The organism is Streptomyces sp. RLA131 (assembly GCF_056270125.1).
Map to the genome: position 1 here is coordinate 2,468,911 of NZ_JBWDOQ010000002.1, position 22,919 is coordinate 2,491,829.

The window sequence follows — 22,919 nt, forward strand, 5'->3', positions numbered from 1 at the left end:
TTCAGATCACCGGGGGGCGGCCGAGGCGGGTCAGCTTGGACACGGTGCGCCATCGCATCGGCTTGCGGCGCCCGCATTCGGTGCGCCAGCCCTCAGCGAAACCGCCGAACCAGGCCCGCAACCCAGTGAGGCTGCGGGTGCGGGCCAGCGTCAGGGCCACCCACACGCCCAGATAGAGCGGGACGAGCACCGCGGGCAGGTGACGGCGCGCGAGGTAGATCCGGTTGCGGGCGTTGACCTGGTAGAAGAAGGCGTGCCGGGCCGGGGATGTGCGTGGGTGCTGGAGCAGCAGCTGCGGTTCGTAGCGCACCTCCCAGCCGGCATCGATCGCCCGCCAGGCCATGTCTGTCTCCTCGTGTGCGAAGAAGAACGCGTCCGGCCAGTGGCCGATCTCCTGAAGCATCTTCACGGACAGGACGTGTGCGCCACCGAGGAAACCGGTCACCAGGCCGCCGCGCAGCGGATCACCGGCCCGCAGCCGTGGCACGTGGCGGCGTTGCGTCACTCCGGTCTCGTCCGCGATACGGAAGCCGACGATGCCCAGCTGCGGGTCCGCCGTGTACAGCGCGGTGATCGTGGCGAAGACGTCGTCGGCGACCAGCAGCCCGTCGTCGTCCAGGTCCAGCACCAGGTCCATGTCCCCGAGGTGCTCCAGGGCGGCGTTGCGGCCTCCGGTCACCCCCAGGTTCTCTGCCAGCTGCACCGTCTCGACCCACGGCGGCAGATCGGGCATCGCGCACCCGTTGGCCACCACCACCGTCCGCGCCGCCGGGGTTGTCTGCGCATGGACCGAGGCCAGCAGTTCCGCCAGCTCCTTGGGCCTCGTGCCCATCGTCAGGATCGCCACGCCCAGCTTCACGCCTGCTCCGTACCCCTTCTGTGTGAAGGACGCCATGACCGATACGACTTCGCCCGGCCGCGCCTGCCTGCATGAACTCGCCGACCAGGGCCGACTCCCCGCCCACCAGCCGATGGACCAGGTGACGCTCGGGTGGATTACGGACAACCGTCCGGCGAATTTCGACGCAGCGCCCAGCTTCCCACGCCCGGGACTCATGCTCGTACCGGACAGGTCGTGGTTCCAGGCCGAGCGCCAGGCCGATGCCAATCACGGGGTCCGACACAACGCCCGCGTCAGCCTGCTTGCCGCCCTCCTGGCCCAGGAGTACGGGCTCGACGGCGACGATGTCGTAGCGGTCTGCGCTGCCGGGGCGGTCCACGACTGCAGGCGGCGTGACGACCGGGCGGATGCCGGTCACGGACAACGAGCGTCGTCGTGGTTCCTCCACCGCACCGCCATGGTCACCGGTGCGATGGGCCGTGAGGTTCCGGCGGCCGCACTGCATCGGGCGGCGCAGGCGATTGCCGTGCATGACGTGCCCTACGACCACTTCACCGCGCGGCAGCAACGTGCCTACCAGCGCGCCCCGCACCTTGTCGACGTCCTCAAGGCGGCCGACTGCCTGGATCGCTACCGCCTGCCGCTCCAGCGGTGGTGGCCGGACCTGGCCCGGCTACGGATTCCGGTGCCCGACTGGCTGCCCCCGGCAGCCTTCGCCCTCGTCGTACGCAGCGAGCAGGCCGCCCTTGACGGAGCCACCAACCCACGCGCCCTCGCCGGCGCCCGACGCTTCCTCACCCCCGGCCAGTAGGAGACCGCTCGTGGACATGGACACCGACCTTGACGACGCCCACACCGACTACACCCACCCCCGCACCCGCCCCGTCCCGGCCGGGTGCGCCGAGAGCGAGGACGACTGGCGCCGCGGACTGCAGCACGACACCCCATGCGGCCATCTGCTCGCCCATAACGCCATGACCCAGGCGCTCACAAGCGGCCGCCCGATCCAGCTGATGCACACCACGACGGCCCTGGACGCCATCCGTGCCAGCGGCCAGCTCTACGCCTCCTCCGGATGTCTACTCGCCGCGCTGTACTGCGCGCCGCTGACCGAGACGCCCACCGGCCTGCGCCCGCACAACCTCGGCGCCTACCTGCTGCGGACCAAGCCGCACACCCAAACCCTGATGATCGAGATCGCGCCCACTGTCCCGGCGTCGGCCAAGGGCATCGACTACCTGCGGCTCGGCCGGGTCCACCTGCGCGCCTACCTCGACCACAGCAGCTTCCTCACCCAGGCCGAGGACCTCCGGCTGCGCGGAAGAGCGCTGCATCAGATCCGTGGCGCCGCCCCTTTCCTGGACGTGGTCCTGGCCAACGCCACCGGACGCCGGACGACGCCGAGCACGTTCGTGGACCAGCTCGCCGCTGCCGTCCGGGGCCTGCCGTTCCTGGGCTACGTGTACTTCGAGGTGCTGTCGGAGTACCTGATGCTCCACTCCACCAGTGCCGAGACGAAGGCGTTTGCGGAGGCCGGCGAGATGAACAACCGCCTCTACAAGCGCCTGGCGTTCTCCGCGGTCAGCGGCATGGACAAGTTGTTCGACCTGTCCCGCTTCCATCCCGACCACCAGCGCCTGCACGACCTGATCGCCGACATCGAGCCCTCGCTCGCCCCCGCAGCGGCGCAGTACACCCGAGACCGCCTCTCCCACCTGCTCACCGCTCTGGCCCTCGACTCCGGCCAGGACGCGACCACCTTCACCTTCCAAGGCCAGGACTTCGACAGCCTTGCCAAGGCCGCGCCGTCCCTGCTGGGGCAGACACTCTTCCGCGAAATGCGCATTCTGCAGCGCTATCCGCAGCTCTACCTCGCCTTCGAGCAGGCCAAGGCCCTTCGGGCCTGGAACTACTGGAACCACCACCAGATCGCGACGCCGTTCAACGGGTTCCTCCCCAAGGGCGAGATCGGGGTCAACCCCGCCTATCCCGGCGACTGCACGGTGTGGCTGGCGGAGACCTGCGAGCGGGGCCTGATCCACCCGGTCGACGAACTCGACGTCGCCTTCGTGCCCCGCCTGGCGGACCTGGGCATGACCGCCATGCGCCGGGACGCCACCGGCAAGGCCGCCGGACATCCGGCCGCTGCCTGACCTGATCGGCTGGCGCTACTACCAGGCCCACCCATCCCGGCGGACTGCTCGGGCTGGATGTGCATCCAGATGAGCGGGGTCAGGGCCCGTTTGTTCGTCCTGCTCGCCGGACAGGGTGAAGTGGTCCACCACCCCGTCCAGACCCAGATCCCGCACCACAAGGCGTCGGTGCGCCGTTTCGCGGACCGGCTCAGCCCCGCCGTGGAGGTCTCAGGCTCCGCCAACGCCCCGCGGCGCGAGGCCGACGGCCGCTGGCACGCCGACAACTTCGACGTGAACAGCCCCTTCCGCATGCCCGCCTTCGATCCGAAAGCTACTGGCGGGTTACTTGTCACCTGGTTCGCCGTTCGTTAACGGCACCCCTACTCCTCCGGCGGGAAGACCACCTCCCCGGTGTCGCGGAGGGTGATGGTGATGGCTTCGACGGGGCAGCCCTCGGCGGCGGCGAGGAGTGACTCGGCGGCGTCGGCGTCGGGGCGGACGGGGTGGGACTGGCGGGCGGAGTCCAGGGTGAAGCCGCGGGGCGCGGAGTTGACGCACATACCGGAGCCGATACAGACGGAACGGTCGACGTCGACGCGCCAGCGGTCGGCGGCCATCAGGCGGGAGACCCGGCGGCGCCGGTGGGGGCAGCGTAGCCGGGCGGGAGCTGGATCATCTTGTGCTCGTGGAACTCGGCGTAGCCCTCGGGGCCGAACTCGCGGCCGAGACCGGAGCTCTTGTAGCCGCCGAAGGGGCCGAGCATGTCGAGGGCGAAGGTGTTGACGGAGTAGGTGCCGGTGCGGACCTGGCGCGCGATGTCGATGCCGTGCTCGACGTCGGCGGCCCAGACGCTGCCGGAGAGGCCGTACTCGGAGTCGTTGGCGATCCGGACGGCGTCGGCCTCGTCGTCGTAGGGGAGGAGGCAGATGACGGGGCCGAAGATCTCCTCGCGGGCGATGCGCATGCTGTTGGCGACGTCGCCGAAGAGGGTGGGTTCGACGTACCAGCCGGTGGGCTGGGCGGAGGGGCGGCCGCCGCCGGTGAGGACCTTGGCGCCTTCGGACTGGCCGAGGGCGATGTAGTCGAGGGAGCGCTGCCGCTGGCGGCGGGCGACCAGGGGGCCGACCTGGGTGGCGGGGTCGAGGGGGTCGCCGACGACCAGCGCGGAGGCCGCCGCCGCGAAGGCGTCGGCGATCTCGTCGTAGCGCGAGCGGGGGGCCAGGATGCGGGTCTGGGCCACGCAGGCCTGGCCGTTGTTCATCCACGCGCTGGGGACGAGACCGGCGACGGTGGCCGCCAGGTCGGCGTCGGGGAGGATGATCGCGGCGGACTTGCCGCCCAGTTCCAGGGTGACGCGGGTGAGGTTGCGGGCGGCGACCTCCATGACGCGTTTGCCGGCCGCGACCGAGCCGGTGAAGGAGACCTTGTCGACGCCGGGGTGGCCGACGAGGTACTCGCTGACCTCGCGGTCGGCGGGCAGGACGGACAGCACACCGTCGGGCAGCCCGGCCTCGCGGGCGATCTCGGCGAGGACGTAGGAGTCGAGCGGGGCCTCGGGGGACGGCTTGAGGATCACGGCGCAGCCGGCCAGCAGCGCGGGGCCGAGCTTGGCGGCGGCGGTGAACTGGGGGACGTTCCAGGGGATGACGGCGGCAACGACGCCGACCGGCTCACGGCGTACGACCAGGGGCCACAGGACGCCGGGGCGGCGCTCCTCGTAGGTGAAGTCGCGGGCGACCCGGATGGCGGCGTCCCAGACCATGACGGCGCCGAGGGCCTGGCCCATGATGCTCCACGACAGCGGGGAGCCGTTCTGGCTGCTGATGAGGCGGGCGAGTTCCTCGTGGCGGGCGGCGACTGCGTCCTTGATGCGGGTGACGACGGCGATCCGCTCGTCGAGCGGGGTACGCGGCCAGGGGCCCTCGTCGAAGGCCTGGCGGGCCGCCGCGACGGCCCGGTCCACATCGGCGCGGGAGGCGTGCGGCACGCGGCCGATGACCTGCTCCGTGTGGGGCGATACGACCTCGATGACGCCGCCGTCGCCCTGGGGGTCGGCCAACTGCCCGCCGATGACGACCTGTCCGTGTTCGATGACCTCGGTCATGACCCGACAACCTTCCCTGACGCTTCGTCAGAATGACGCTGCTTCAGAACTGATACCAGTTCTAGTTATGGTGGGCAATGCATCCGGCGAGAGGGGACCCCATGGATCACGGCGGCGGAGTCTGGAGCATCCGGGTCCCGATTCCCGACAATCCGCTCGGCCACACGCTGGTGTACGTCGTGGACACCGACCGCGGTCCCGTCCTCGTCGACACCGGATGGGACGACCCGGACTCCTACGACGCCCTCGCCCACGGCCTCACCGCCCTCGGCACCTCGGTCGCCGGGATCCACGGCGTCCTGGTCACCCACCACCACCCCGACCACCACGGCCTGTCCGGCCGGGTCCGCGAGGACTCCGGCGCCTGGATCGCGATGCACGCCGCGGACATCGACGTCGTCCGGCGCACCCGCGGCGCGGAACCCGGCCTGTGGCGCGGCTATCTGGCCACCAAGCTCGCCGCCGCCGGGGCACCCGAGGAGCACCTCGCACCCCTGCGTCGCCCGGGTACCGGGCCGCTGCCCGGACTGCACCCCGCCCTGCCCGACCGGGAGATCGTGCCGGGCGAGCGGATCGACCTGGCGGGGCGGGCGATCCGCGCCGTGTGGACGCCGGGGCACACCCCGGGACACGTATGCCTGTACGACGAGGAGCGGCGGCGGCTGTTCTCCGGGGACCACCTGCTGCCCGGGATCACCCCGCACATCGGGCTGTACGAGGACCCGGCGGACGCGACCGTCACCGACCCGCTCGGCGACTACCTGGACTCCCTGGAGCGGATCGGCCGCCTGGACCCGGCCGAGGTGCTGCCGGCCCACCAGTACGCCTTCGCCGACGCGGCCGGCCGGGTGCGGGAGCTGCTGGAGCACCACGCCGAGCGGCTGACGGCGCTGCGCGGGCTCATCACCGGCCGGCCGCGCACGCCGTGGCAGCTGGCCGAGGTGATGGAGTGGAACCGGCCCTGGGAGCAGATCCCCTACGGCTCCCGGAACATCGCCGTCGCCGAGGCGGAGGCCCACCTTCGCCGTCTGGTGAAGGCGGGCCTCGCCGAACCGGTCCCGGGCACCGACCCGGTGACGTACGCGGCGCTCTGAGCGGGGGCGCGGTGATGCCGCGACGCGGCGACGCGGCGACGCGGCGACCAGAACCGGACGGGATCACCCGGGCGTCCACGGGGGTGAGCGCCGAGCCCTCACCCCCGAAAGGCGGCCATGTCGCATCCCGTCCCCGCCCAGCCCCTGGTCGAGTACTGCTTCATCATCACCTTCAGCGCCGACTACAAGAATCTGCGCACCTTCTCCGGCACGTACACGCCCCAGCCCGGGATGACCCGGTACGACGTCTACAACCGGATCCACGCCGATCATCTGCTGCAACTGCCGTCGCTCATCCGCTCCGTCTGCCAGGTGACCTTCTTCTCGCTGGAGCCCAACCAGCTGTCCTGACCGGCTGCCCCGGACCTGCGGTCCCGGACCGGCTGCCCCGGACCGGCGGTCAGAGCCGCTGGAGGATCGTCCCGGTCGCCAGCGCGCCGCCCGCGCACATCGTGATGAGGGCGAACTCCTTGTCCGTACGCTCCAGTTCGTGCAGGGCCGTGGCGATCAGCCGGGCACCCGTCGCGCCCACCGGGTGGCCGAGCGCGATGGCGCCGCCGTTGACGTTGACCTTCTCCAGGTCCTGGTCGAAGACCTGGGCCCAGGACAGCACGACGGAGGCGAAGGCCTCGTTGATCTCCACGACGTCGATCTCGCGCAGCGTCATGCCGGCCTTGCCGAGTACCGCCCTGGTCGCGTCGACCGGCCCGTCGAGGTGGTAGTGCGGGTCGGCGCCGACCAGGGCCTGGGCGACGATCCGGGCGCGGGGCCTGAGCTTCAGGGCCCGGGCCATGCGTTTGGAGGCCCACATCACGGCGGCGGCGCCGTCGGAGATCTGGGAGGAGTTGCCCGCGGTGTGGACGGCGGTCGGCATGATCGGCTTCAGCCCGGCCAGTGCCTCCGCGGTGGTGTCGCGCAGCCCCTGGTCGCGGTCGACCAGGCGCCACATGCCCTGCCCGGCGAGCTGCTCCTCCTCCGTCGTCGGCACCTGCACGGCGAAGGTCTCGCGCTTGAAGCGTTCCTCGGCCCAGGCACGGGCGGCCCGCTCCTGGGAGATCAGCCCGAGCCGGTCGACGTTCTCCCGGGTGAGGCCGCGCCGGCGGGCGATGCGTTCGGCGGCCTCGAACTGGTTGGGCAGGTCGACGTTCCACTCGTCGGGGAACGGCTTGCCCGGCCCGTGCTTGGACCCGCTGCCCAGCGGCACCCGCGACATCGCCTCGACCCCGCAGCCGATGCCGATGTCGATGACGCCGGCCGCGACCATGTTGGCGACCATGTGGTTGGCCTGCTGCGACGAGCCGCACTGACAGTCCACGGTGGTCGCGGCGGTCTCGTACGGCAGCCCGACGGCCAGCCAGGCGTTGCGCGCGGGATTCATGGACTGCTCGCCGGCGTGGGTGACGGTGCCGCCGACGATCTGCTCGACGGCGTCGGGCTGGATGCCGGTGCGGCCGAGCAGTTCGCGGTACGTCTCACCCAGCAGGTAGGCGGGGTGCAGATTGGCGAGCGCGCCGCCGCGCTTGCCTATGGGGGTGCGTACAGCTTCGACGATGACGGGTTCTGCGGCCATGACCTCGTCCTCTCCTCGGCCGCGGGGCGTCCCGGCGCCCGCGGGGGGCAGAACTAGTACGCGTTCTAGTTCCACGAAGCAGTCTGCTTACCGGCGGTACAACCACGCAAGGGGCGTGCACGCGTCTTGCGGCCTGACGCGCCCGTTACTACCGTCGGGAACACTCCTCAAATCTGATGGACCGTCAGAGATGTCGGTCCGTCACCCATCGGACCTACCGGACTTGGAGCGGCCGATGTCCTCGTGCCCCGCGCTTCCCCACGGCGTCCCCGAAGGCTTCGACTTCACCGACCCGGGCGTCAACCAGCGTGCCATCCCGCTCCCCGAACTCGCCACCCTGCGCGGGACCGACCGGGTGTGGTGGTGCCCCCAGCCGCACGGCGTCGCCGGCTTCGGCGACGACGGCTACTGGGCCGTCACCCGGCACGCCGACGTCAAGGCCGTCTCCGTCGCCCCCGAGATCTTCTCCTCCCGCACCAACACCGCGATCATCCGCTTCAGCGAGCACATGAAACGCGAACGGATAGAAGCCCAGCAGCTGATCATCCTCAACCAGGACCCGCCCGAGCACACCCGGCTCCGCCAGATCGTGCAGCGCGGCTTCACCCCGCGCGCCATCCGCGCCCTGGAGGACGCGCTGCGCGAGCGCGCGACCCGGATCGTGGCCGGCGCGGCGGCCCGCGAGGGCGGCAACTTCGTCACCGAGATCGCCGCCGAACTCCCGCTCCAGGCCATCGCGGACCTGATCGGCGTCCCGCAGGAGGACCGCGCCAAGATCTTCGACTGGTCCAACACGATGGTCGGCTACGACGACCCCGAACTCGCCATCACCGAGGAGATCGGCACCAACGCCTCCATCGAACTCATCTCGTACGCCATGAACATGGCCGCCGAGCGCAAGAAATGCCCCGCCCACGACATCGTCACCCGGCTCGTCGCCGCCGAGGACGAGGGCAACCTCACCGACGACGAGTTCGGCTTCTTCGTCCTCACCCTGGCCGTCGCCGGCAACGAGACCACCCGCAACGCCATCACCCACGGCATGCACGCCTTCCTCACCCACCCCGAGCAGTGGGAACTGTTCCGCGAGCAGCGCCCGGCCACCACGGCCGACGAGATCGTGCGCTGGGCCACCCCCATCACGTCCTTCCAGCGCACCGCCACCCGCGACACCGAACTCGGCGGCGCCCACATCAAGGCCGGTGACCGCGTCGGCCTGTTCTACGCCTCCGCCAACAACGACCCCGAGGTCTTCGACCACCCCGAGCGGTTCGACATCACCCGCGACCCCAACCCCCACCTGGGCTTCGGCGGCGGCGGCCCGCACTTCTGCCTGGGCGCCAGCCTCGCCCGCATGGAGATCGGCCTCATCTTCGACGCCATCGCCGACACCCTCCCCGGCATCCGGCTCACCGGGGACCCCCGGCGGCTGCGCTCGGCATGGATCAACGGCGTCAAGGAACTGCCCGTCAGCTACGGCAGATCGGCCCGCCAGTAACGACTGCCGTCGGGGTGGCGGATGAGCCAGCCGGCCTCCACCAGATAGCGGCGCAGCGCCGAGAAGTCCTCGTGCACGGTCAGCAGGGCCTCGTTGACCTCGCGCTCGCCGTACTCGCGGTCCGGCTCGAACAGGGTCGTGGCCAGATACTCCAGAAGCTGCCCGCGACGCACCTCACGTCGCGGGATGGCGGTCAGCCGCCCGCGCGAGAAGAGCGCGGACACCTCAGGAGGACGACCGGCGGGCGTGGCGGGCGTGACGGGCATGGCGGGCGTGGCGGGCATGGCGGTACTCCTCGGCTGCCGTGAGCGGATGCGACCCGGCCGGAGCGTGTCACAGCGCCCGGCCCGTCGGCACCGCATTTACCGCCGACGTGCGAGGCTGGGGGCATGTCTGTAGTGAAGATCAACGTACTGAGTGTCCCGGCCGAGCAGCGGGACGTCCTGGAGAAGCGGTTCGCCTCGCGCGCCGGGGCCGTGGAGGCCTCGGACGGCTTCGAGTGGTTCGAGCTGCTGCGTCCCGTCGAGGGCACCGACCAGTATCTGGTGTACACCCGCTGGCGCAGCGAGGAGGACTTCCAGGCCTGGATGTCCGGCCCGATGCAGGCCGCGCACACCGGCGGCGGCGAGCGCCCCAAGCCGGCGGCGAGCGGCTCGAACCTGTGGTCCTTCGAGGTCGTCCAGCAGGCCGCCCCGAAGCAGAGCTGACCCCGCCGGGTACGACGGCCTCCACCGCGCCCGCGGCGGGGGCCGTCGTCGTCCCCGGGCCGAACGGACCCACCAGTTCCGCATGCGCCGGGTGGCCCCGCACAGCGCGCGGCGACGGGCGGTGTCACGCCGGCGCTTCGGCATCCTCCCGGCGCCAGCGTGCCTCGCCCCGCAGTGTCCGCCAGTACCAAGTCACGGCAGCGACGCCGATGGCTGCTGCCGTCAGCCAAGCACGGACGCCCCCGTCGAAGAGCCGGCCCCACAGCGTCGCCCACTCGTCCTCCGCCCCGGAGCAGACGCGGGCCAGCTCTGCCGGCCCCCGGGCATCCTGCCCGGGAGCGCCCCGGGCCTCGCCGAGATCCGGTGCGCTCCTGAGGATGGTGAGCGGGTTACCGAAGCGCTCTGCCGCCACAGTGTCGGCGCTCTACTCTCGAACCATGAGCGCCAACATCGGCAAGCGACTCCAAAAGATTCGCAAGCGACGCGGCATGACTCAGCGCGAACTCGCGGTTGAATCCGGCGTATCGCTCTCCTTGATCAGGAAGCTGGAGCAGGGGGAGCGGTCGGACACGCGGCTCGAGACCGCCCGGCAGCTCGCGGTGGCCCTGCGCGTGCCGACGTCGGGACTCATCCCGCCCCAGAGCGACGAGTACCCGGCGAACGCCGACTCCGGGAATCAGTGGGAGGCGGTACGGCGTGCGCTCACCGCTCCCGTGCAAACCGACGGGCTGGAGGAACCTCCCACCCTTTCCGGGGTCCGTACGGCCATTGATTCCGCACTCCCGCTCTTCTCCGGCGACCGATTCTCGGAGTTGAGCATCATCCTCCCCCCGCTGATCCGAGACGCTGACGTATTGGCAGAAACCGGAAGCGAGGGGCGTGACGTACGCGTACGGCTCATGCAACTAACGGGGTGGCTGCTCACCCAGACGCGCCAGTTCGATGCGGCGGAAACCGCTCTCGGGCGATCCTTGGGTGACGCCTCCGACCGAATCCAGGGAGCCGCGACCGTCAACACGCAGTGCTGGCTGCTGCTGCGGCGGGGGCGGCTCAGCGAGGCACGGGAACTGGCCATTCGGTGGGCCGACGAAGTGGAGCCCCGCATCTCGCGGGCAACCCCCTCCGAACTGAGCGCATGGGGATGGTTGCTGCTGCGTGCCTCGGCTGCCGCGATCCGCGACAACCGGCCCGGTGAAGCCGAGGACGCGCTGCGGTACGCCAATTCCGCAGCCGTGGCCGTGGGACGTGAATTCGCACCCGGAGGCGACTTCCTCAAGGCGTTCGGGCCCGTCACCGTGGCACTGAAACGAACCGAGAACGCCATGATCATTGACCGGCCGGACCTGGTTCTCAGACTTGCCGCTCGCATCCCCACGGACGGGATGCGGCCCACCTCCAACAATCGGAACCGTCACCTGCTGGATGTCGCGGAAGCTCACGCACGTTCACGCGACTACGCGAAGACCGTCGAAATCCTGCAGCGGATTCGGGAGTCGGCCCCGCAGTGGCTTCCCAATCAACGGTACGCACGGGACATCTTCGGCCGCGTCATCGCCAAGCGGCGCACGCTCACTACTGATATGAGAAGCCTGGCAGACGCGATCGGGGTACCCATGTGACGCTGCGGGTGGCACTTCGGACTGACATCCCGTCAAAGTGCCGTTGATGGCCCGCGAGGGCATCCGTAGCGTCGTGTTCCATGGCAGCGCGAGAGAGAACCATGGAAGCCCGGGAACACGGAGTCGGAACGCTGGTCCTGGACACCGCCCGGGACGAGATCGGGCGCGTCATGGGGCACATGGGCCCCTATGTGCAGCTTCGCCCGAGGGACGGCGGGTGCGAGTGGGACGCGCGTCCGGAGAACGTCCGGCCGCTCAGCACTGCCGAGTCCCTGAGCGATCGGGTGGCCGAGGCGAACCGGCGCAGCCTTGGGCGGGGGTGCTGATGGGTGCCCGGACGGTCATCAAGGCGGCCGAGTGGACGTTGAGCGTCGAGACGGGTGCGGGCGCGCCGGAAGGCATCTTCTCGGTGCGGTGCATCGTGTGCGGGGCGGAGTCGCCCGCGGTGGACACGACCGTCTGCCGGTGGAGGTCTGGGCGCTCAAGCACACGGGGCTGAATCCGGGCCATCGCCGGTATCAGCCCAGGGTTCTGGGCTTCTGGCGGGTCGATCCCTCCCCCGGCAACCCGTACCGCGCTGTGGAGACTGCTGAGGATACGGACCAGGGGAGCCGCCCTCCCGGTGGTCCGGGACGGGCGGCTCCCCTTGTGATGTGAGCGGTGGTGGTGCGGGGCGGTCAGCCGGCCTTGGGGGTCAGCAGCTGCTGGACGACCTCGCGGTACTGGCGCAGGACGACCCGCAGTTCCTCGGTGTCGGCGGACGTCCCGGCACCTTCGCCCTGCCACGAGGAACGCAGCCGGGCCAGGGCCTCGTCCAGGACGCGGTCGGCCTCCTCGACGGCGTGCCGGGGCTGGTCGACGAAACCGCTGACCGCCTGCTGCAGGCGTGCGGCGAGCTTGTCGTCATCGCCGTGGCCGCTGTCGTGGCCGCTGTCGTGGCCGCCGTTGTGGTCCGGCCTGATGGCGTGCCGGCTCTCGTGCCGGTCGGTGCGGTCGGAGCCGGGGGCGGTGAGGTCGGCAGTGCGGTCGGCGCCCGTGGCGGTCCGGTCGGTGGTGGGGGTGGCGCCCGTGGCGGTCCGGTCGGCGGTCCGGTCGGGGGTGGGGGTGGGGGTGGACCGACGGCCGTCGGTGCGGTCGGTGCGGTCGGCCGTGCGCGGCTCGGTGCGGGTGTCGGTGCGCGTGTCGGTGCGGTCGGCCGTGCGCGGCTCGGTGCGCGTGTCGGTGCGGGGCTCGGGCGTTCCGGTGGTCCGCGGCTCGGTGCCACCGGTCGTACCCGCCGTACCCGCCGCACTCGCCGGGCGCGGCTCGGGCGTCCCGGGCGTGGCCGCGGTGCGCGGCTCCTTGACGGGGCGCTGCGGCTCGGTGTTCTGCTGCGGCTCGTTCATCAGCTGTTGCTCCTCGACGAGAGATGGACTCGGGCGGCACGGTGCTTGATGCCCTTGCCGTTGGTGTCGTTGTTGGTGTCGTTGTTGGTGCCGTTGCCGGGTTCGGGGTCGTTGCGGTCGGCCTTCGCGAGGTCGTCGAAGAGCTCACGGGCCTGTACGAGGACGGTGCGCAGCTCCTCCGTCGAGCTGTTCTCGTCCGCGGACCGCACGTTGCGGTAGGTCTGGACGTGCCGGGGCCGGTGGACGGAGAGGGCGTCGACCTGCTCGCCGGAGGCCGCGTCGGGGTAACCGCGGTCCTGGACGAGCCGTTCGAGGAGCGTGCGGGCCTCGGCGACGGCCTGGGTCGGCGAGTCGACGAACCGCTCCTGGACGCCGGTCCACTCGGCCGCGTAGCGCTCCCGCTCCTGCCAGGTCAGCGGCCGGACCTTGATAGCGCCGTGCCGCTCCACCCGCTCCTGGAGTTCCTGGTCGGCGGCGGCCTCGTCGCCGTCGTGCCGGGCGAGCACGCGTTCGTACTCGGGGCCGAAACGCCGCTTCAGGCTGCCCGTACGGCCGCCGGACCGTGCGGCGCCGAATCCGACCGCGACCACGATCGCGAGAACGATCACGATCGCGGCGATGATGATGCCGGTTGTCATAGCTGCCCCTCAGGCTGGACTACGGTGCTTACCAATGCCGTTGGGCATCGGGTTGCCGCGCAGCCCGGGCCGAAACGCCCGCTACGTCAAGTAACTGTCTCGCCGGGCCTGTATTTGGCGGAGGCTTTCTGGTCCTCCCGGCCGTCCGGCCGGTCGGTGTCCCGGCCGCACAGCTCGCCGGCGAGCTTGTTGAGCAGTGCGGCGAGATCGGCGTACCGGTCGGCGTCCCAGTCGCCGAGCAGGTCGGCGAGGACCTTGCGGCGGGCCTCGGTGAGCAGCGCCACGACCTCCTGGCCGCGCTCGGTGAGCACCAGCGGATTGCCGTCGCGCCGGGCGAGGTGCTGTTCCTCGATCTCGACCGCCGCCCGTTCGATGACCTCGCGCGGTGCGGTGGCGTGCAGCGCGAGATCCACCGGGTCGACCGAACCGGTCCTGGCGATCCGCAGCAGCAGCCAGCTGGATCCCGGGCAGAGGTCGAGCCCGGCCAGCGCGGTGATGCGTACGTACAGATCGCGCCGGGCCTCCCGGCTGCCGAGGAGGGTGAGCCCGCGGGCGATCTCGTCCAGCGAGGAGCGTTCGACCGGGTTGATGCCGATCGTCTCGCTGGCGTCGGGGACGGTGACCGAGCCGCGCAGCGGCTGCTCCTTGAGCAGCCACGCCAGGACGAAGGCGACCAGGACCACCGGCACCGCGTAGAGGAAGACACTGGTGATCGAGACGGAGAAGGCGTGCAGCACGGCCGGGCGCAGCGACGCCGGGAGCTGGGCGACCGAGCGCGGGTCGGAGACGATGGTGGACGGCTGGAAACCGGCCGGCAGCGGCCGGCCGGCCAGTGCCGAACCCACCTTGTCGTTGAGCGTGCTGGTGAAGATCGTGCCGAAGATCGAGACGCCGAAGGACGCGCCGATCGAGCGGAAGAAGGTCGCGCCGGAGGTGGCGGAGCCCAGGTCCTCGTAACCGACGGCGTTCTGCACGGCGAGGATCAGCACCTGCATCACCAGGCCCAGTCCGAGGCCGAAGACCAGGAAGTACAGGCTCATCACCCAGGTGGAGGTGAACTCGTCGAGCCGGTGCAGCAGAAGCAGCCCGACGACGGTCACCGCCGTGCCCAGGATCGGGAAGATCTTGTAGTGGCCGGTGCGGGAGACGATCTGCCCCGAGATGGTCGACGACAGCAGCATGCCGATCACCATCGGGATCATGTGCACACCCGACAGGGTCGGCGAGTAGCCGTGGACCACCTGGAGGAAGGTCGGCAGAAAGGTCAGCGCGCCGAACATCGCGAAGCCGATGACGAACGAGATCACCGAGCAGAGCCAGAAGGTGCGGATCCGGAACAGGCGCGGGGGCAGTACGGGTTCGTCGGCGCGGCGCTCGACGACGACGAAGGCGGCGATCAGCGCGACGCCCAGCACGGCGAGCCCGATGATCTGCGGGGAGTCCCAGGGCCAGGTCGTACCGCCCAGGGAGGTCATCAGGACCAGGGAGGTCGCGGCGGCGGCGACCAGGGCCATGCCGAGGTAGTCGATGCGGTGGGTGGCGCGGCGTACCGGAATGTGCAGGACGGCGGCGATGACGGCGAGGGCGACCACCCCGATGGGCAGGTTGATGTAGAACACCCAGCGCCAGGTGAGATGGTCGACGAACACCCCGCCCAGCAGCGGTCCCAGCACACTCGCCGCCCCGAACACCCCGCCGAACACGCCCTGGTAGCGGCCCCGGTCGCGGGGCGGCACGATGTCGCCGACGATCGCCATCGACAGGGCGATCAGGCCGCCGCCGCCCAGGCCCTGCAGGGCGCGGAAGGCGATCAGTTCGCCCATGCTCTGGGAGATGCCGCAGAGCGCCGAGCCGATGAGGAAGATGACGATCACGGACTGGAAGAGCTTCTTCCGCCCGTACATGTCGCCCAGCTTCCCCCACAGCGGGGTCGCGGCCGTCGACGCCAGCAGGTAGGCGGTGACCACCCACGACAGGTGCTCCAGGCCGCCCAGGTCGCTGACGATGGTCGGCAGCGCCGTCGACACGATCGTCTGGTCCAGCGCGGCCAGCAGCAATCCGAGGGCCAGGGCGCCGATCGCCACGTTCACACTGCGCCCGCCGACGGCGCCGTGACCCGGGGGGTTGGTACCGGGAACAGCCTCGGATGTCGTGTCCTGCGCCATTGCCGCGCTCCTCGCTTCGGTTCTGGCTTCGGTTCTCCGATCAATATTCACACCGATCATCACTATTGGCGCCATTTGTACGGCCGCCGGGGCCAGGGGCGGCCGAGGGCCGCGGTCACGAAATCTGCATAATCACAGCTCTGGACCGATGGAGGGGTACACCGGTGGACACGGTCGAGCACTGCCCGATATGCAACGCTCCCACGGAGACCGACAGCGGGCAGCCCGGCTGCGGCTGCGCCAACCGCGCGGCGCTGCGGGAGGACGTCGTGCCGGAGGCCGAGGACTTCCACCCGCTGCGGGTCCGGCCCTATGTGGCCCTGCCGGGCGACGACGCCTCCGACGTACCCGCGCCGCTGCCCACCGCGCCACTGCCCGTCGTGGCGGAAACGCCCGGGGCGGCCGGGGTGGCTGGGGCGGTCGGGGCGGTCGGGGCGGTCGAGGTGCCCGGGCCGGTGCTGCTGCCCGACCGGCCCGACCGGGCGGAACAGCCGCGCCCGCGCCGCCGGCGGGGGCCGGTCGTGGTCGCCGCAGCCGCTACGGCCACCGTGGTCGCCGTCGGCGCGGTCGTTCTGGCCGGCCAGCTCCTCGGCGGGAGCGACCGCGCCGACCGCGCCCACCCCGACAACGGCACCTCGGCGCCCGACCTGGTGCTGCCGTCCGGCTCCGGCTCCGGCTCGGGCGGCCCCTCCCCCAGCTCCTCCCGCTCCGGTACGGCGAGCCCGTCGGCCACCGCCCCGGCCTCCGTCACCCCCTCGGCCTCCCGGACCACCGGCGCCGCCGCCGGAACCGCCGCGTCCGCCTCGGCGACACCCTCCAGGTCCTCCACCTCGGCCTCCGCGTCCGCCTCCCGCCGGCCCTCGGGCTCCCCGTCCGCCACCACCGCCCCCGTACTCCGTCAGGGCGACCAGGGCACCGAGGTCGTCGAACTCCAGAAACGGCTGGGGCAGGTCCTGCTCTACACAGGCGCGGACGACGGCGTCTACGACTCCGACGTCCGCGAGGCGGTCTCGCGGTACCAGTCCGTCTACCGGGTCCAGGGCGACTCCGACGGCGTCTACGGGACACACACCCGGGCCTCCCTGGAGTCGCGCACGCAGGAGCCGTAGGGCGGCCCGGCCGTCGCCCGGCCGCCCGGCCGCCCAGCCGCCGGCCGCCCAGCCGCCGGCCGCACGGCTGGCACAATCGCGCCGTGGCTACTGAAGGCTTCGGCCCGCCGGAATTCCAGCTCGTCCTCCTCCGGCGCATGGCGGACCACCAGCCCGCCCTCGTCGAGGACGCCCTGCGCACCCTGAACGCGACCTACGCCGACCTGCGCGAGGCGAACCGCCGCTGGCAGGCGTGGGCGCACGCCCGCAACGGCCCCCGGGGCGAGCGGCGTTACCGGATCGCGCTCGGCGAGCCGGAGGCGGAGGAGACCCGCCGGATCGGCGATCTGACCTGCCGGGCGCCGCGCTGGAAGGTGCCGTTGTGGCCGACGCTGCGCTTCGAGGTGCTGTGCGCCCCGCGCGGCGGCGCGACCTGGAACGAGTGGCTGATCCGGGCCCCCGGTCAGGCCGGCCCGGAGCTGCGCACGGCCGCCGACCTGGCGCCGTGGACCTGCACGGTCGACGAGGTGGCCGGGGCCTTCGCACCGGCGGTGCCGATGGAGGGCGACGCGCCCACCCGCTGGCGGCTGCGCTTCACGGACCCGGCGGAGGGCAGGACGCGGACGGCCCACTTCACCTGGGGGCTGCTGCAGTACGTGGACTGAGACGGGCGGGCAGGGCGGGCCGGGCGAGCAGAGCAGGCCGGGCAGCCGGGGCCGGGCTCACGGATGACCATGGGGACCCCCCTGGCGCAAAGCCCTCCTGGTTTTGTATCGTGTAGGAACAAAGTGGTTCCGCCCGTTTCCCCTGACCGGCGGGCGGGGCCACTGAGTATCTGTGAGGAGTACGTATGCCGTCGCTTTCCGCCCGCGCCCTACTGCTGGACATGGACGGGACCCTCGTCAATTCCGATGCCGTGGTGGAACGCTGCTGGCGCGGCTGGGCCGTCCGGCAGGGCCTGGACGGCGACGCGGTGATGAAGGTGGTGCACGGCCGCCAGGGCTACGCCACGATGGCGGTGCTGCTGCCGGACCGCCCGATGGAGCTCAACCACACCGAGAACCGCGAACTGCTCGCCCAGGAGACCGCCGACACCGACGGCGTCGTGCCGATCGCCGGGGCGCCCGCCTTCCTGGCCGCGATCCAAAGTCTCCCGCACGCCCTGGTCACCTCCGCCGACGACGCCCTCGCCCGGGCCCGGATGACCGCGGCGGACCTGCCGATGCCCGACGTCATGGTGACGGCGGAGCGCGTCAGTGCCAGCAAGCCGGACCCGGAGGGCTTCCTCAAGGGCGCCGCCGAGCTGGGCCACGCCCCGCAGGACTGCGTGGTGTTCGAGGACTCCGAGGTCGGTATCGCCGCCGGCCGCGCCGCCGGGATGCGGGTCGTCGGCGTCGGCCCCCGCGCCGCCGCGCACGCTCCGACCGCCCATGTGGACTCCCTGGAGCAGGTGCGGGTCGAGGCCACCGCGGACGGCGGCCTCGTCCTGCACATCGCGGCGCCGAGCGCCGTCTGACGCATCCGCTCGGCCCGCATCCCGCGGGCCCGCACGTCACGCGGGCCCGCTCGGCCCGCATCCCGCGCGGCCCGCGTGTGACGCCGGGCGACCTGGCGAACGATCGCGGCCACCGGCTTACTACGGCCCCGGTACTGGTGTGCTCTCGTATGCAACTGTCGCCGGTTCACCGAGGAACCCAGCCTGTTGGGCAACTCCTCGAACAGGACCGTTCATGATCGCCTCAGGCCAGAGCCAGTCCGGACGCTCCCTCGGCCAGCAGCACATCACCGACCCGCCTGAGTGAGCTGTCGATGACGCTGTGACCTGGGTGGTGCAGCTTCGGTGAGACGAGCTGAGTGGAGAGGTGCCGGCGAAGGTGCTCCATTCCGCGCGGCGTTCTGCCGCGTGTCATAGAACCTGCGCCGTATTGCCCTTCCTCCTGGGCCGGGGAGGCCACTCAACGCGTAGCGGCGTCGGCGAGGATTGACTGAAGACGTGCTCGGCATTCGGCGACGAAGGCGGGGAAGGTGTCCCAGTAGTAGGAGATCCCACTGACGCCCACCGCGACCGCCCAGGCGCGAGCCCGGGTCCAGGTCAAATAATCGAGGTTCAAGGTGTCCCAGTAGGCCTGTCGGGCTTGTGGCGGCAAGTCCCAGACTGTGGAGTGCTCGGCGTCGGGAAAGCCGACCGAGAGTCCTCCGAAGTCGATAACTGCGTGGAGCTTGCCTTCCCGGACCAAGAGATTGGTCGGCTTGAGGTCGCCGTGGAGCCACACGTGAGGCCCGGAGGGCTCGGGCAGTGCGAGCGCGGCTCGCCACAACTGTTCCAGAGTGTCAAAGTCGAGCTCAGAACCCACCGTGGCACGGCAGTCGTTGAGACACCCAGTGATCCACTGGTCGCACGGCTCCAGGCTGCCTCCGCGGTACCAGCTGAGGCCGTCAGTGCGGGTGGCTCCCATGAGGTCGATGCGGTGGAGTTCCCTCACGATCGCCGCGAGGTCCGCTCCGAAGACGGCCCAGTCCCGGACGGCGTCCGGGCTGGCTTCGTCACCGTCAATCCAGCGGTAGACCGACCAGACCATTGGGAAGGCATCGGTGGGCGTCCCCGCATGGACAGGCTCGGGAATCGGACAGGCAAGGTGGGGCGCCAGGCGAGGAAGCCATTCCTGTTCCTTCCGCACGGACTGCCCGTTGTCGGCGGTTCGTGGAAGTCGCACGAGCAGGTCATGGCCCAGCCGATACATGGTGTTGTCCGTACCCGCGCCTGCGGGCGACAACGGTAGGCCAGCCCACTCCGGGCGCTGTGCCTTCAGTAGTGCTCGGACCAGCGTCTCGTCGACTGGGATCTCATTCTCGTGAAGCGTCACGTCGGAAGTCTCCTCGCCAGATGGAACGGGAAGCCAATGACTTCGTGCGACTTCGTGCGCCTTGCCTTTCCCGGCGGGCACTGACAGGCGAATACCGACACGCGCCAAGGTGGCCTCAGGCGGGCTGCGGGGCGGGCGTTGCCGCAGCGGGCGTTGCCGCAGCGGCCGCGACCTTGCGGGTCTCGCGCATTATCAGCAGCCCGTTGACCACCATCAGCGTCGCGGTCAGGCCGTGGACGCCGAGCGCGGTGGCCACGGAGCCGTGGTGGGCCAGCACGGTGGCCATGTCGCCGTACGCGGCGAGGGCCTCCACCAGCAGTACCCAGCCCAGCGCCCGGCGGTGGCCCGTCACCAGCAGGATGCCCAGGACCAGGGCCAGGACGACGTCGCGGATTCCCTTGATGATCAGGAAGCCGTCGCCGTCACCGGACGGCCAGCTCGGAAGGCCGAAGCCCGGCGCCGTCGTCTCCGGGCTCAGGATGAACTCCATCCCGAACCAGAGGATGAAGAGGATGAAGGCGGCGGCCAGGACGGTGTTGACCTTCTTCAGCGACATTGTTCTTCTCCTTGCGAGTCTTCGCCAACTTGGTGAGCTTCGTGGAGCTTGCTGAGTCGTGCAGGGCCCGATCACGCCGCGCGGACGCGGCTGATCGAGGGGCGTAGCTCGTCGGGAGCGCCGTTGTGGGATCTGAGCGACTTCGATATCAGGTGAGGGCGGCGACCAGCAGGGTGAAGGTGCCGATGAGAACGGCGACGCGGACGTAGTGCCAGCGGTCCCAGCGGTTGCTCTGCTCCTTCCAGTCCTCGGGTCGGTTCTCGGGGGTCCACGTCCTGCTCCGGTTGTTGATCGGGACGAGCAGCAGGAGCGACATGATCACACTGAGGATCAGCAGCGCGGCGGCGGTGACGACGAGGCCGGTGCCGTGGTGATGCCATCCGGCGATGGCCCAGACCGCGCTCAGGACGAGCGAGCCGATGTACCAGAACGGCATCACGGCGCCGAGCATCCGGCCCCCGTGGGCGCGGCCGAGCTGACCGCTGTCCTCGGGGAGTGCGTCGAAGATCCGTTTCATGACGAAGGCGACGGAGAACTCCACCCCCACCATCACGCCGACGACCACAGTGGTGAACACCTCGAGTGCGTTGAGCATGATGACCCCTCCAGGATCTAGTGCCGCTAGCTTACGAAGTAACGCTAGTACTGCTGCCGCTCCCTTGTCTAGCGGTGCTAGGATCGAGTCATGTCGGTACAGGAACGCAAGGAGCGCGAGCGGGCGGTCCGCGAGCGCCTCATCGTGGCGACGGCCCGCGAACTCGCCGAGCAGCATGGCTGGGACGCGGTCACCACGCGTCGGCTCGCCGAGCGCATCGAGTACAGCCAGCCCGTCCTCTACAGCCATTTCCGCGGCAAGCGCGAGATCATCGGTGCCGTCGCCCTCAAGGGCGCTGCCGAGATGGCCGCGGCGCTGCGGGCCGCGACCGCCGCCGCGGACGGTCCGCGCGCTCGGGTCGCCGCCCTCGCCCGCGCCTACCTCGACTTCGCCGCACGCAACCCGGCGGTCTACGACGCCCTGTTCCAGCTCGACGGTGGCCTGGCCTTCGCACAGGAGGACACCCCGGCAGCTCTCAAGGACGCGTTCGCCGCGCTGCTGGAGAGCCTGGGCGAGGTCGCCGGGGACGGTGTCCACCCGGGGCTGTTCACCGAGGTGTTCTGGGCGTCCCTGCACGGCCTTGCGACCCTGGCCCGGGCGGGACGGCTGCTGCCGGAGGACGCCGCGCAGAGGGTGGAGCTACTGGTGGACCGGCTCGCCGTGCTCTGACACCCCATCCCGGCGGGCACGCAGCCGGGGGGCCTCGGCCCGCTTCACGATCGGCACCTTCGCCTGCGCCTCGATCAGTTTCGCGTTCGCCGCGGCGATGGTGTCCACCCGCAGGTAGTACTGATCGACTTGGACCAGCCGGGCCCGCGTGAGCGCCTCGTCGTTGTTGACCCAAGACCGGGCCGTACTAGGTCCTGTCTGGAGTTCGGATCAGGAGTTCGGTAGATCGCCTGCGCGCGAGGGCTCGGTCTTGATAGGCCGTCAGTCATGGCGCGAGGCGATCTCACCGAAGAGCAGTGGGCCCTGATCGAGCCCCATCTCCCGATTGCCGCGGTTGGGCCCATCCCTGACCTGCGGAAACACTTCAACGCGGTGATGTGGCGGTTCCGGACCGGTAGCCCCTGGCGTGACCTGCCGACCGAGTTCGGGCCCTGGCCGAGCGCGTACGACCGCTTCCGGATCTGGGCGACGCGGGGTGTTTTCCAGGATCTGATGCAAACAGTGATCGCCGAGGCCGCCGCCCGCGGCCAGGCCGACCTGGGCCTGGTCAGCGTGGACTCTGCGACCGCCCGGGCCCACCATCACGCCGCCGGGATGGCCCTGGACCCCGAGCAGTTGGCGGCCTTGGAAATGGCCGTCGAGGCCGAAAAGGGGGCGATGGCAAGGCGCAAAGAACGCAGGACGGACAGGCCGAGGATGAGGCGCGCGTCGAGCGGCGACGGGTCCGCCGACGACACCGAGCCCGCTTGAAAGCCGCCGAGCTGGGGCGTTCCCGGGGCGGACTGACGAGCAAGATCCATGTGGCGGCTGACCGACGCTGTCGCCCGCTTGCGTTCGTCCTCACGCCCGGGCAGGCCGGCGACAGTCCACAGTTCGCCCCGGTCCTGGAACGGGTGAAGGTGCGCGGCCCGATCGGGCGCCCGCGGACCCGGCCGGATGCGGTGGCCGCGGACAAGGCGTACTCGTCCCGACGCAACCGCCACTACCTGCGACGACGCGGGATCCGAGCCGTGATCCCGGAGAAGGTCGACCAGGCCGCGAACCGCAAGAAGCGTGGCAGCGCTGGCGGTCGGCCAGTCTCACACGACGCGACACTCTACAAAGAGCGCAACACCGTGGAACGGTGCATCAACCGGCTGCGGAACTGGCGCGGTATCGCTACCCGGTACGACAAGACCCCGGAGAGCTACGAGGCCGGACTGCACCTGTGTGGTGCGATGCTCTGGCTCCGCAGCATCGCACCACACTCGTGATCCGAACTCCAGACAGGACCTAGGGCGTGTTGCGAAAGTCCCGCCTGCTCCACGACGCCTGGCACGCACGCTCGCCGCGTTGTCGGGATCATCCAAGTACGTCCAGTACGAGGACGACCCTCCGCCTTGCGATCGCAC

At 70.7% G+C, this 22,919-nt stretch carries 28 protein-coding genes and 1 pseudogene; 15 read left to right on the forward strand and 14 right to left on the reverse strand.

Features of this window, described 5'->3' with window-relative positions:
- Window position 1: 1 nt before the first annotated feature.
- The gene (locus RWE79_RS12170) at window positions 2-895 is read right to left on the reverse strand and encodes a glycosyltransferase family 2 protein (protein WP_475940077.1); all 894 of its coding nucleotides are present in this window, start codon (window positions 893-895) and stop codon (window positions 2-4) included.
- Here RWE79_RS12170 and RWE79_RS12175 point away from each other — a divergent pair.
- The 3 genes from RWE79_RS12175 (at window position 894) to RWE79_RS12185 (ending at window position 3,348) form a co-directional block, all read left to right on the forward strand.
- Window positions 894-1,652, forward strand: coding sequence for a hypothetical protein (locus RWE79_RS12175; protein WP_475940078.1), 759 nt, complete (start codon window positions 894-896; stop codon window positions 1,650-1,652). The genes RWE79_RS12170 and RWE79_RS12175 overlap by 2 nt on opposite strands.
- 16 nt (window positions 1,653-1,668) lie before the next feature.
- Window positions 1,669-2,994: a hypothetical protein gene (locus RWE79_RS12180; RefSeq protein WP_475940079.1), complete on the forward strand. Its 1,326-nt coding sequence runs from the start codon at window positions 1,669-1,671 to the stop codon at window positions 2,992-2,994.
- 69 nt (window positions 2,995-3,063) lie between these two features.
- Window positions 3,064-3,348, forward strand: coding sequence for a hypothetical protein (locus RWE79_RS12185; RefSeq protein WP_475940080.1), 285 nt, complete (start codon window positions 3,064-3,066; stop codon window positions 3,346-3,348).
- 8 nt (window positions 3,349-3,356) lie between these two features.
- Here RWE79_RS12185 and RWE79_RS12190 read toward each other — a convergent pair whose 3' ends face one another.
- Together RWE79_RS12190 and RWE79_RS12195 are read right to left on the reverse strand one after the other, a co-directional pair.
- Window positions 3,357-3,593 (reverse strand): ferredoxin, encoded by a 237-nt coding sequence (locus tag RWE79_RS12190; protein ID WP_475940081.1) that lies wholly within the window; start codon window positions 3,591-3,593, stop codon window positions 3,357-3,359.
- The gene (locus RWE79_RS12195) at window positions 3,593-5,080 is read right to left on the reverse strand and encodes an aldehyde dehydrogenase (protein WP_475940082.1); all 1,488 of its coding nucleotides are present in this window, start codon (window positions 5,078-5,080) and stop codon (window positions 3,593-3,595) included. The genes RWE79_RS12190 and RWE79_RS12195 overlap by 1 nt, the downstream gene beginning before the upstream one ends.
- A 101-nt stretch (window positions 5,081-5,181) precedes the next feature.
- On the opposite strand from RWE79_RS12195, the gene RWE79_RS12200 reads away from it, so the two are divergent.
- Both RWE79_RS12200 and RWE79_RS12205 read left to right on the forward strand, forming a co-directional pair.
- Window positions 5,182-6,174, forward strand: coding sequence for an MBL fold metallo-hydrolase (locus RWE79_RS12200; RefSeq protein WP_475940083.1), 993 nt, complete (start codon window positions 5,182-5,184; stop codon window positions 6,172-6,174).
- A gap of 117 nt (window positions 6,175-6,291) precedes the next feature.
- Window positions 6,292-6,525 (forward strand): hypothetical protein, encoded by a 234-nt coding sequence (locus RWE79_RS12205; protein WP_475940084.1) that lies wholly within the window; start codon window positions 6,292-6,294, stop codon window positions 6,523-6,525.
- Between the two features lie 49 nt (window positions 6,526-6,574).
- Here the strand turns inward: RWE79_RS12205 and RWE79_RS12210 are convergent, their stop codons facing one another.
- A complete protein-coding gene (locus RWE79_RS12210; protein ID WP_475940085.1) occupies window positions 6,575-7,744 on the reverse strand; it encodes a steroid 3-ketoacyl-CoA thiolase in 1,170 nt (389 codons plus the stop codon).
- Window positions 7,745-7,979: 235 nt separating this feature from the next.
- Between RWE79_RS12210 and RWE79_RS12215 the strand changes: the two genes are divergently transcribed.
- Window positions 7,980-9,242 carry a cytochrome P450 gene (locus RWE79_RS12215; RefSeq protein WP_475940086.1) on the forward strand — a complete coding sequence of 421 codons (1,263 nt, stop codon included), beginning with the start codon at window positions 7,980-7,982 and terminating at the stop codon, window positions 9,240-9,242.
- On the opposite strand, the gene RWE79_RS12220 is transcribed toward RWE79_RS12215, so the two are convergent.
- The gene (locus RWE79_RS12220) at window positions 9,218-9,526 is read right to left on the reverse strand and encodes a DUF2087 domain-containing protein (protein ID WP_475940087.1); all 309 of its coding nucleotides are present in this window, start codon (window positions 9,524-9,526) and stop codon (window positions 9,218-9,220) included. The genes RWE79_RS12215 and RWE79_RS12220 overlap by 25 nt on opposite strands.
- Window positions 9,527-9,631: 105 nt before the next feature.
- Here RWE79_RS12220 and RWE79_RS12225 point away from each other — a divergent pair, with 105 nt between their 5' ends.
- Window positions 9,632-9,949: an antibiotic biosynthesis monooxygenase family protein gene (locus RWE79_RS12225; RefSeq protein WP_475940088.1), complete on the forward strand. Its 318-nt coding sequence runs from the start codon at window positions 9,632-9,634 to the stop codon at window positions 9,947-9,949.
- A 124-nt stretch (window positions 9,950-10,073) separates the two neighbouring features.
- Here the strand turns inward: RWE79_RS12225 and RWE79_RS12230 are convergent, their stop codons facing one another.
- Window positions 10,074-10,361 carry a hypothetical protein gene (locus tag RWE79_RS12230; protein ID WP_475940089.1) on the reverse strand — a complete coding sequence of 96 codons (288 nt, stop codon included), beginning with the start codon at window positions 10,359-10,361 and terminating at the stop codon, window positions 10,074-10,076.
- A 25-nt stretch (window positions 10,362-10,386) separates the two neighbouring features.
- Here RWE79_RS12230 and RWE79_RS12235 point away from each other — a divergent pair, with 25 nt between their 5' ends.
- The 3 genes from RWE79_RS12235 to RWE79_RS12245 all read left to right on the forward strand — a co-directional run bounded on the left by RWE79_RS12235 (window position 10,387) and on the right by RWE79_RS12245 (window position 12,225).
- A complete protein-coding gene (locus tag RWE79_RS12235) occupies window positions 10,387-11,568 on the forward strand; it encodes a helix-turn-helix domain-containing protein (protein ID WP_475940090.1) in 1,182 nt (393 codons plus the stop codon).
- Between the two features lie 325 nt (window positions 11,569-11,893).
- Complete coding sequence (locus tag RWE79_RS12240) at window positions 11,894-12,067, forward strand: DUF7848 domain-containing protein (RefSeq protein WP_475940091.1); 174 nt, start codon at window positions 11,894-11,896, stop codon at window positions 12,065-12,067.
- Window positions 11,992-12,225: a DUF7848 domain-containing protein gene (locus RWE79_RS12245; RefSeq protein WP_475940092.1), complete on the forward strand. Its 234-nt coding sequence runs from the start codon at window positions 11,992-11,994 to the stop codon at window positions 12,223-12,225. Before RWE79_RS12240 ends, RWE79_RS12245 begins: the two co-directional genes overlap by 76 nt.
- Before the next feature lie 20 nt (window positions 12,226-12,245).
- On the opposite strand, the gene RWE79_RS12250 is transcribed toward RWE79_RS12245, so the two are convergent.
- From RWE79_RS12250 to RWE79_RS12260, 3 genes are all read right to left on the reverse strand, one after another.
- Window positions 12,246-12,953, reverse strand: coding sequence for a hypothetical protein (locus tag RWE79_RS12250; protein WP_475940093.1), 708 nt, complete (start codon window positions 12,951-12,953; stop codon window positions 12,246-12,248).
- The gene (locus tag RWE79_RS12255; protein ID WP_475940094.1) at window positions 12,953-13,591 is read right to left on the reverse strand and encodes a hypothetical protein; all 639 of its coding nucleotides are present in this window, start codon (window positions 13,589-13,591) and stop codon (window positions 12,953-12,955) included. The genes RWE79_RS12250 and RWE79_RS12255 overlap by 1 nt, the downstream gene beginning before the upstream one ends.
- 86 nt (window positions 13,592-13,677) lie before the next feature.
- Window positions 13,678-15,756, reverse strand: coding sequence for an MDR family MFS transporter (locus RWE79_RS12260; protein ID WP_475940095.1), 2,079 nt, complete (start codon window positions 15,754-15,756; stop codon window positions 13,678-13,680).
- Window positions 15,757-15,920: 164 nt separating this feature from the next.
- On the opposite strand from RWE79_RS12260, the gene RWE79_RS12265 reads away from it, so the two are divergent.
- From RWE79_RS12265 to RWE79_RS12275, 3 genes are all read left to right on the forward strand, one after another.
- Window positions 15,921-16,865 carry a peptidoglycan-binding domain-containing protein gene (locus RWE79_RS12265; RefSeq protein ID WP_475940096.1) on the forward strand — a complete coding sequence of 315 codons (945 nt, stop codon included), beginning with the start codon at window positions 15,921-15,923 and terminating at the stop codon, window positions 16,863-16,865.
- 137 nt (window positions 16,866-17,002) lie between these two features.
- Window positions 17,003-17,509, forward strand: coding sequence for a hypothetical protein (locus RWE79_RS12270; protein ID WP_475945767.1), 507 nt, complete (start codon window positions 17,003-17,005; stop codon window positions 17,507-17,509).
- A 185-nt stretch (window positions 17,510-17,694) separates the two neighbouring features.
- Complete coding sequence (locus RWE79_RS12275) at window positions 17,695-18,360, forward strand: HAD-IA family hydrolase (RefSeq protein ID WP_475940097.1); 666 nt, start codon at window positions 17,695-17,697, stop codon at window positions 18,358-18,360.
- Between the two features lie 223 nt (window positions 18,361-18,583).
- Here RWE79_RS12275 and RWE79_RS12280 read toward each other — a convergent pair whose 3' ends face one another.
- The 4 genes from RWE79_RS12280 to RWE79_RS12295 form a co-directional block, all read right to left on the reverse strand.
- Window positions 18,584-18,727 (reverse strand): hypothetical protein, encoded by a 144-nt coding sequence (locus RWE79_RS12280; protein ID WP_475940098.1) that lies wholly within the window; start codon window positions 18,725-18,727, stop codon window positions 18,584-18,586.
- Between the two features lie 72 nt (window positions 18,728-18,799).
- A complete protein-coding gene (locus tag RWE79_RS12285; RefSeq protein ID WP_475940099.1) occupies window positions 18,800-19,708 on the reverse strand; it encodes an aminoglycoside phosphotransferase family protein in 909 nt (302 codons plus the stop codon).
- Window positions 19,709-19,823: 115 nt separating this feature from the next.
- Window positions 19,824-20,264 (reverse strand): DUF4267 domain-containing protein, encoded by a 441-nt coding sequence (locus RWE79_RS12290; protein WP_475940100.1) that lies wholly within the window; start codon window positions 20,262-20,264, stop codon window positions 19,824-19,826.
- Between the two features lie 148 nt (window positions 20,265-20,412).
- Window positions 20,413-20,859 (reverse strand): anthrone oxygenase family protein, encoded by a 447-nt coding sequence (locus RWE79_RS12295; protein WP_475940101.1) that lies wholly within the window; start codon window positions 20,857-20,859, stop codon window positions 20,413-20,415.
- A 90-nt stretch (window positions 20,860-20,949) separates the two neighbouring features.
- Between RWE79_RS12295 and RWE79_RS12300 the strand changes: the two genes are divergently transcribed.
- Window positions 20,950-21,528: a TetR/AcrR family transcriptional regulator gene (locus RWE79_RS12300; protein ID WP_475940102.1), complete on the forward strand. Its 579-nt coding sequence runs from the start codon at window positions 20,950-20,952 to the stop codon at window positions 21,526-21,528.
- On the opposite strand, the gene RWE79_RS12305 is transcribed toward RWE79_RS12300, so the two are convergent.
- Window positions 21,499-21,636, reverse strand: a complete 138-nt coding sequence (locus tag RWE79_RS12305; protein WP_475940103.1) for a hypothetical protein — start codon at window positions 21,634-21,636, stop codon at window positions 21,499-21,501. The genes RWE79_RS12300 and RWE79_RS12305 overlap by 30 nt on opposite strands.
- A gap of 159 nt (window positions 21,637-21,795) precedes the next feature.
- On the opposite strand from RWE79_RS12305, the pseudogene RWE79_RS12310 reads away from it, so the two are divergent.
- Window positions 21,796-22,781: pseudogene (locus tag RWE79_RS12310) on the forward strand (IS5 family transposase).
- The last annotated feature ends 138 nt before the right edge of the window (window positions 22,782-22,919 follow it).

What these genes read in the sequence shown, in the direction of transcription:
- RWE79_RS12190 (WP_475940081.1), bottom strand. Translation starts at nt 3,593, where the DNA reads ATGGCCGCCGACCGCTGGCGCGTCGACGTCGACCGTTCCGTCTGTATC.
- RWE79_RS12250 (WP_475940093.1), bottom strand. Translation starts at nt 12,953, where the DNA reads ATGAACGAGCCGCAGCAGAACACCGAGCCGCAGCGCCCCGTCAAGGAG.
- RWE79_RS12205 (WP_475940084.1), top strand. Translation starts at nt 6,292, where the DNA reads ATGTCGCATCCCGTCCCCGCCCAGCCCCTGGTCGAGTACTGCTTCATC.
- RWE79_RS12220 (WP_475940087.1), bottom strand. Translation starts at nt 9,526, where the DNA reads ATGCCCGCCACGCCCGCCATGCCCGTCACGCCCGCCACGCCCGCCGGT.
- RWE79_RS12215 (WP_475940086.1), top strand. Translation starts at nt 7,980, where the DNA reads ATGTCCTCGTGCCCCGCGCTTCCCCACGGCGTCCCCGAAGGCTTCGAC.
- RWE79_RS12185 (WP_475940080.1), top strand. Translation starts at nt 3,064, where the DNA reads ATGAGCGGGGTCAGGGCCCGTTTGTTCGTCCTGCTCGCCGGACAGGGT.
- RWE79_RS12175 (WP_475940078.1), top strand. Translation starts at nt 894, where the DNA reads ATGACCGATACGACTTCGCCCGGCCGCGCCTGCCTGCATGAACTCGCC.
- RWE79_RS12180 (WP_475940079.1), top strand. Translation starts at nt 1,669, where the DNA reads ATGGACACCGACCTTGACGACGCCCACACCGACTACACCCACCCCCGC.
- RWE79_RS12255 (WP_475940094.1), bottom strand. Translation starts at nt 13,591, where the DNA reads ATGACAACCGGCATCATCATCGCCGCGATCGTGATCGTTCTCGCGATC.
- RWE79_RS12235 (WP_475940090.1), top strand. Translation starts at nt 10,387, where the DNA reads ATGAGCGCCAACATCGGCAAGCGACTCCAAAAGATTCGCAAGCGACGC.
- RWE79_RS12260 (WP_475940095.1), bottom strand. Translation starts at nt 15,756, where the DNA reads ATGGCGCAGGACACGACATCCGAGGCTGTTCCCGGTACCAACCCCCCG.
- RWE79_RS12200 (WP_475940083.1), top strand. Translation starts at nt 5,182, where the DNA reads ATGGATCACGGCGGCGGAGTCTGGAGCATCCGGGTCCCGATTCCCGAC.
- RWE79_RS12195 (WP_475940082.1), bottom strand. Translation starts at nt 5,080, where the DNA reads ATGACCGAGGTCATCGAACACGGACAGGTCGTCATCGGCGGGCAGTTG.
- RWE79_RS12300 (WP_475940102.1), top strand. Translation starts at nt 20,950, where the DNA reads ATGTCGGTACAGGAACGCAAGGAGCGCGAGCGGGCGGTCCGCGAGCGC.
- RWE79_RS12280 (WP_475940098.1), bottom strand. Translation starts at nt 18,727, where the DNA reads ATGGAGCACCTTCGCCGGCACCTCTCCACTCAGCTCGTCTCACCGAAG.
- RWE79_RS12275 (WP_475940097.1), top strand. Translation starts at nt 17,695, where the DNA reads ATGCCGTCGCTTTCCGCCCGCGCCCTACTGCTGGACATGGACGGGACC.
- RWE79_RS12240 (WP_475940091.1), top strand. Translation starts at nt 11,894, where the DNA reads ATGGGTGCCCGGACGGTCATCAAGGCGGCCGAGTGGACGTTGAGCGTC.
- RWE79_RS12270 (WP_475945767.1), top strand. Translation starts at nt 17,003, where the DNA reads ATGGCGGACCACCAGCCCGCCCTCGTCGAGGACGCCCTGCGCACCCTG.
- RWE79_RS12295 (WP_475940101.1), bottom strand. Translation starts at nt 20,859, where the DNA reads ATGCTCAACGCACTCGAGGTGTTCACCACTGTGGTCGTCGGCGTGATG.
- RWE79_RS12225 (WP_475940088.1), top strand. Translation starts at nt 9,632, where the DNA reads ATGTCTGTAGTGAAGATCAACGTACTGAGTGTCCCGGCCGAGCAGCGG.
- RWE79_RS12210 (WP_475940085.1), bottom strand. Translation starts at nt 7,744, where the DNA reads ATGGCCGCAGAACCCGTCATCGTCGAAGCTGTACGCACCCCCATAGGC.
- RWE79_RS12290 (WP_475940100.1), bottom strand. Translation starts at nt 20,264, where the DNA reads ATGTCGCTGAAGAAGGTCAACACCGTCCTGGCCGCCGCCTTCATCCTC.
- RWE79_RS12170 (WP_475940077.1), bottom strand. Translation starts at nt 895, where the DNA reads ATGGCGTCCTTCACACAGAAGGGGTACGGAGCAGGCGTGAAGCTGGGC.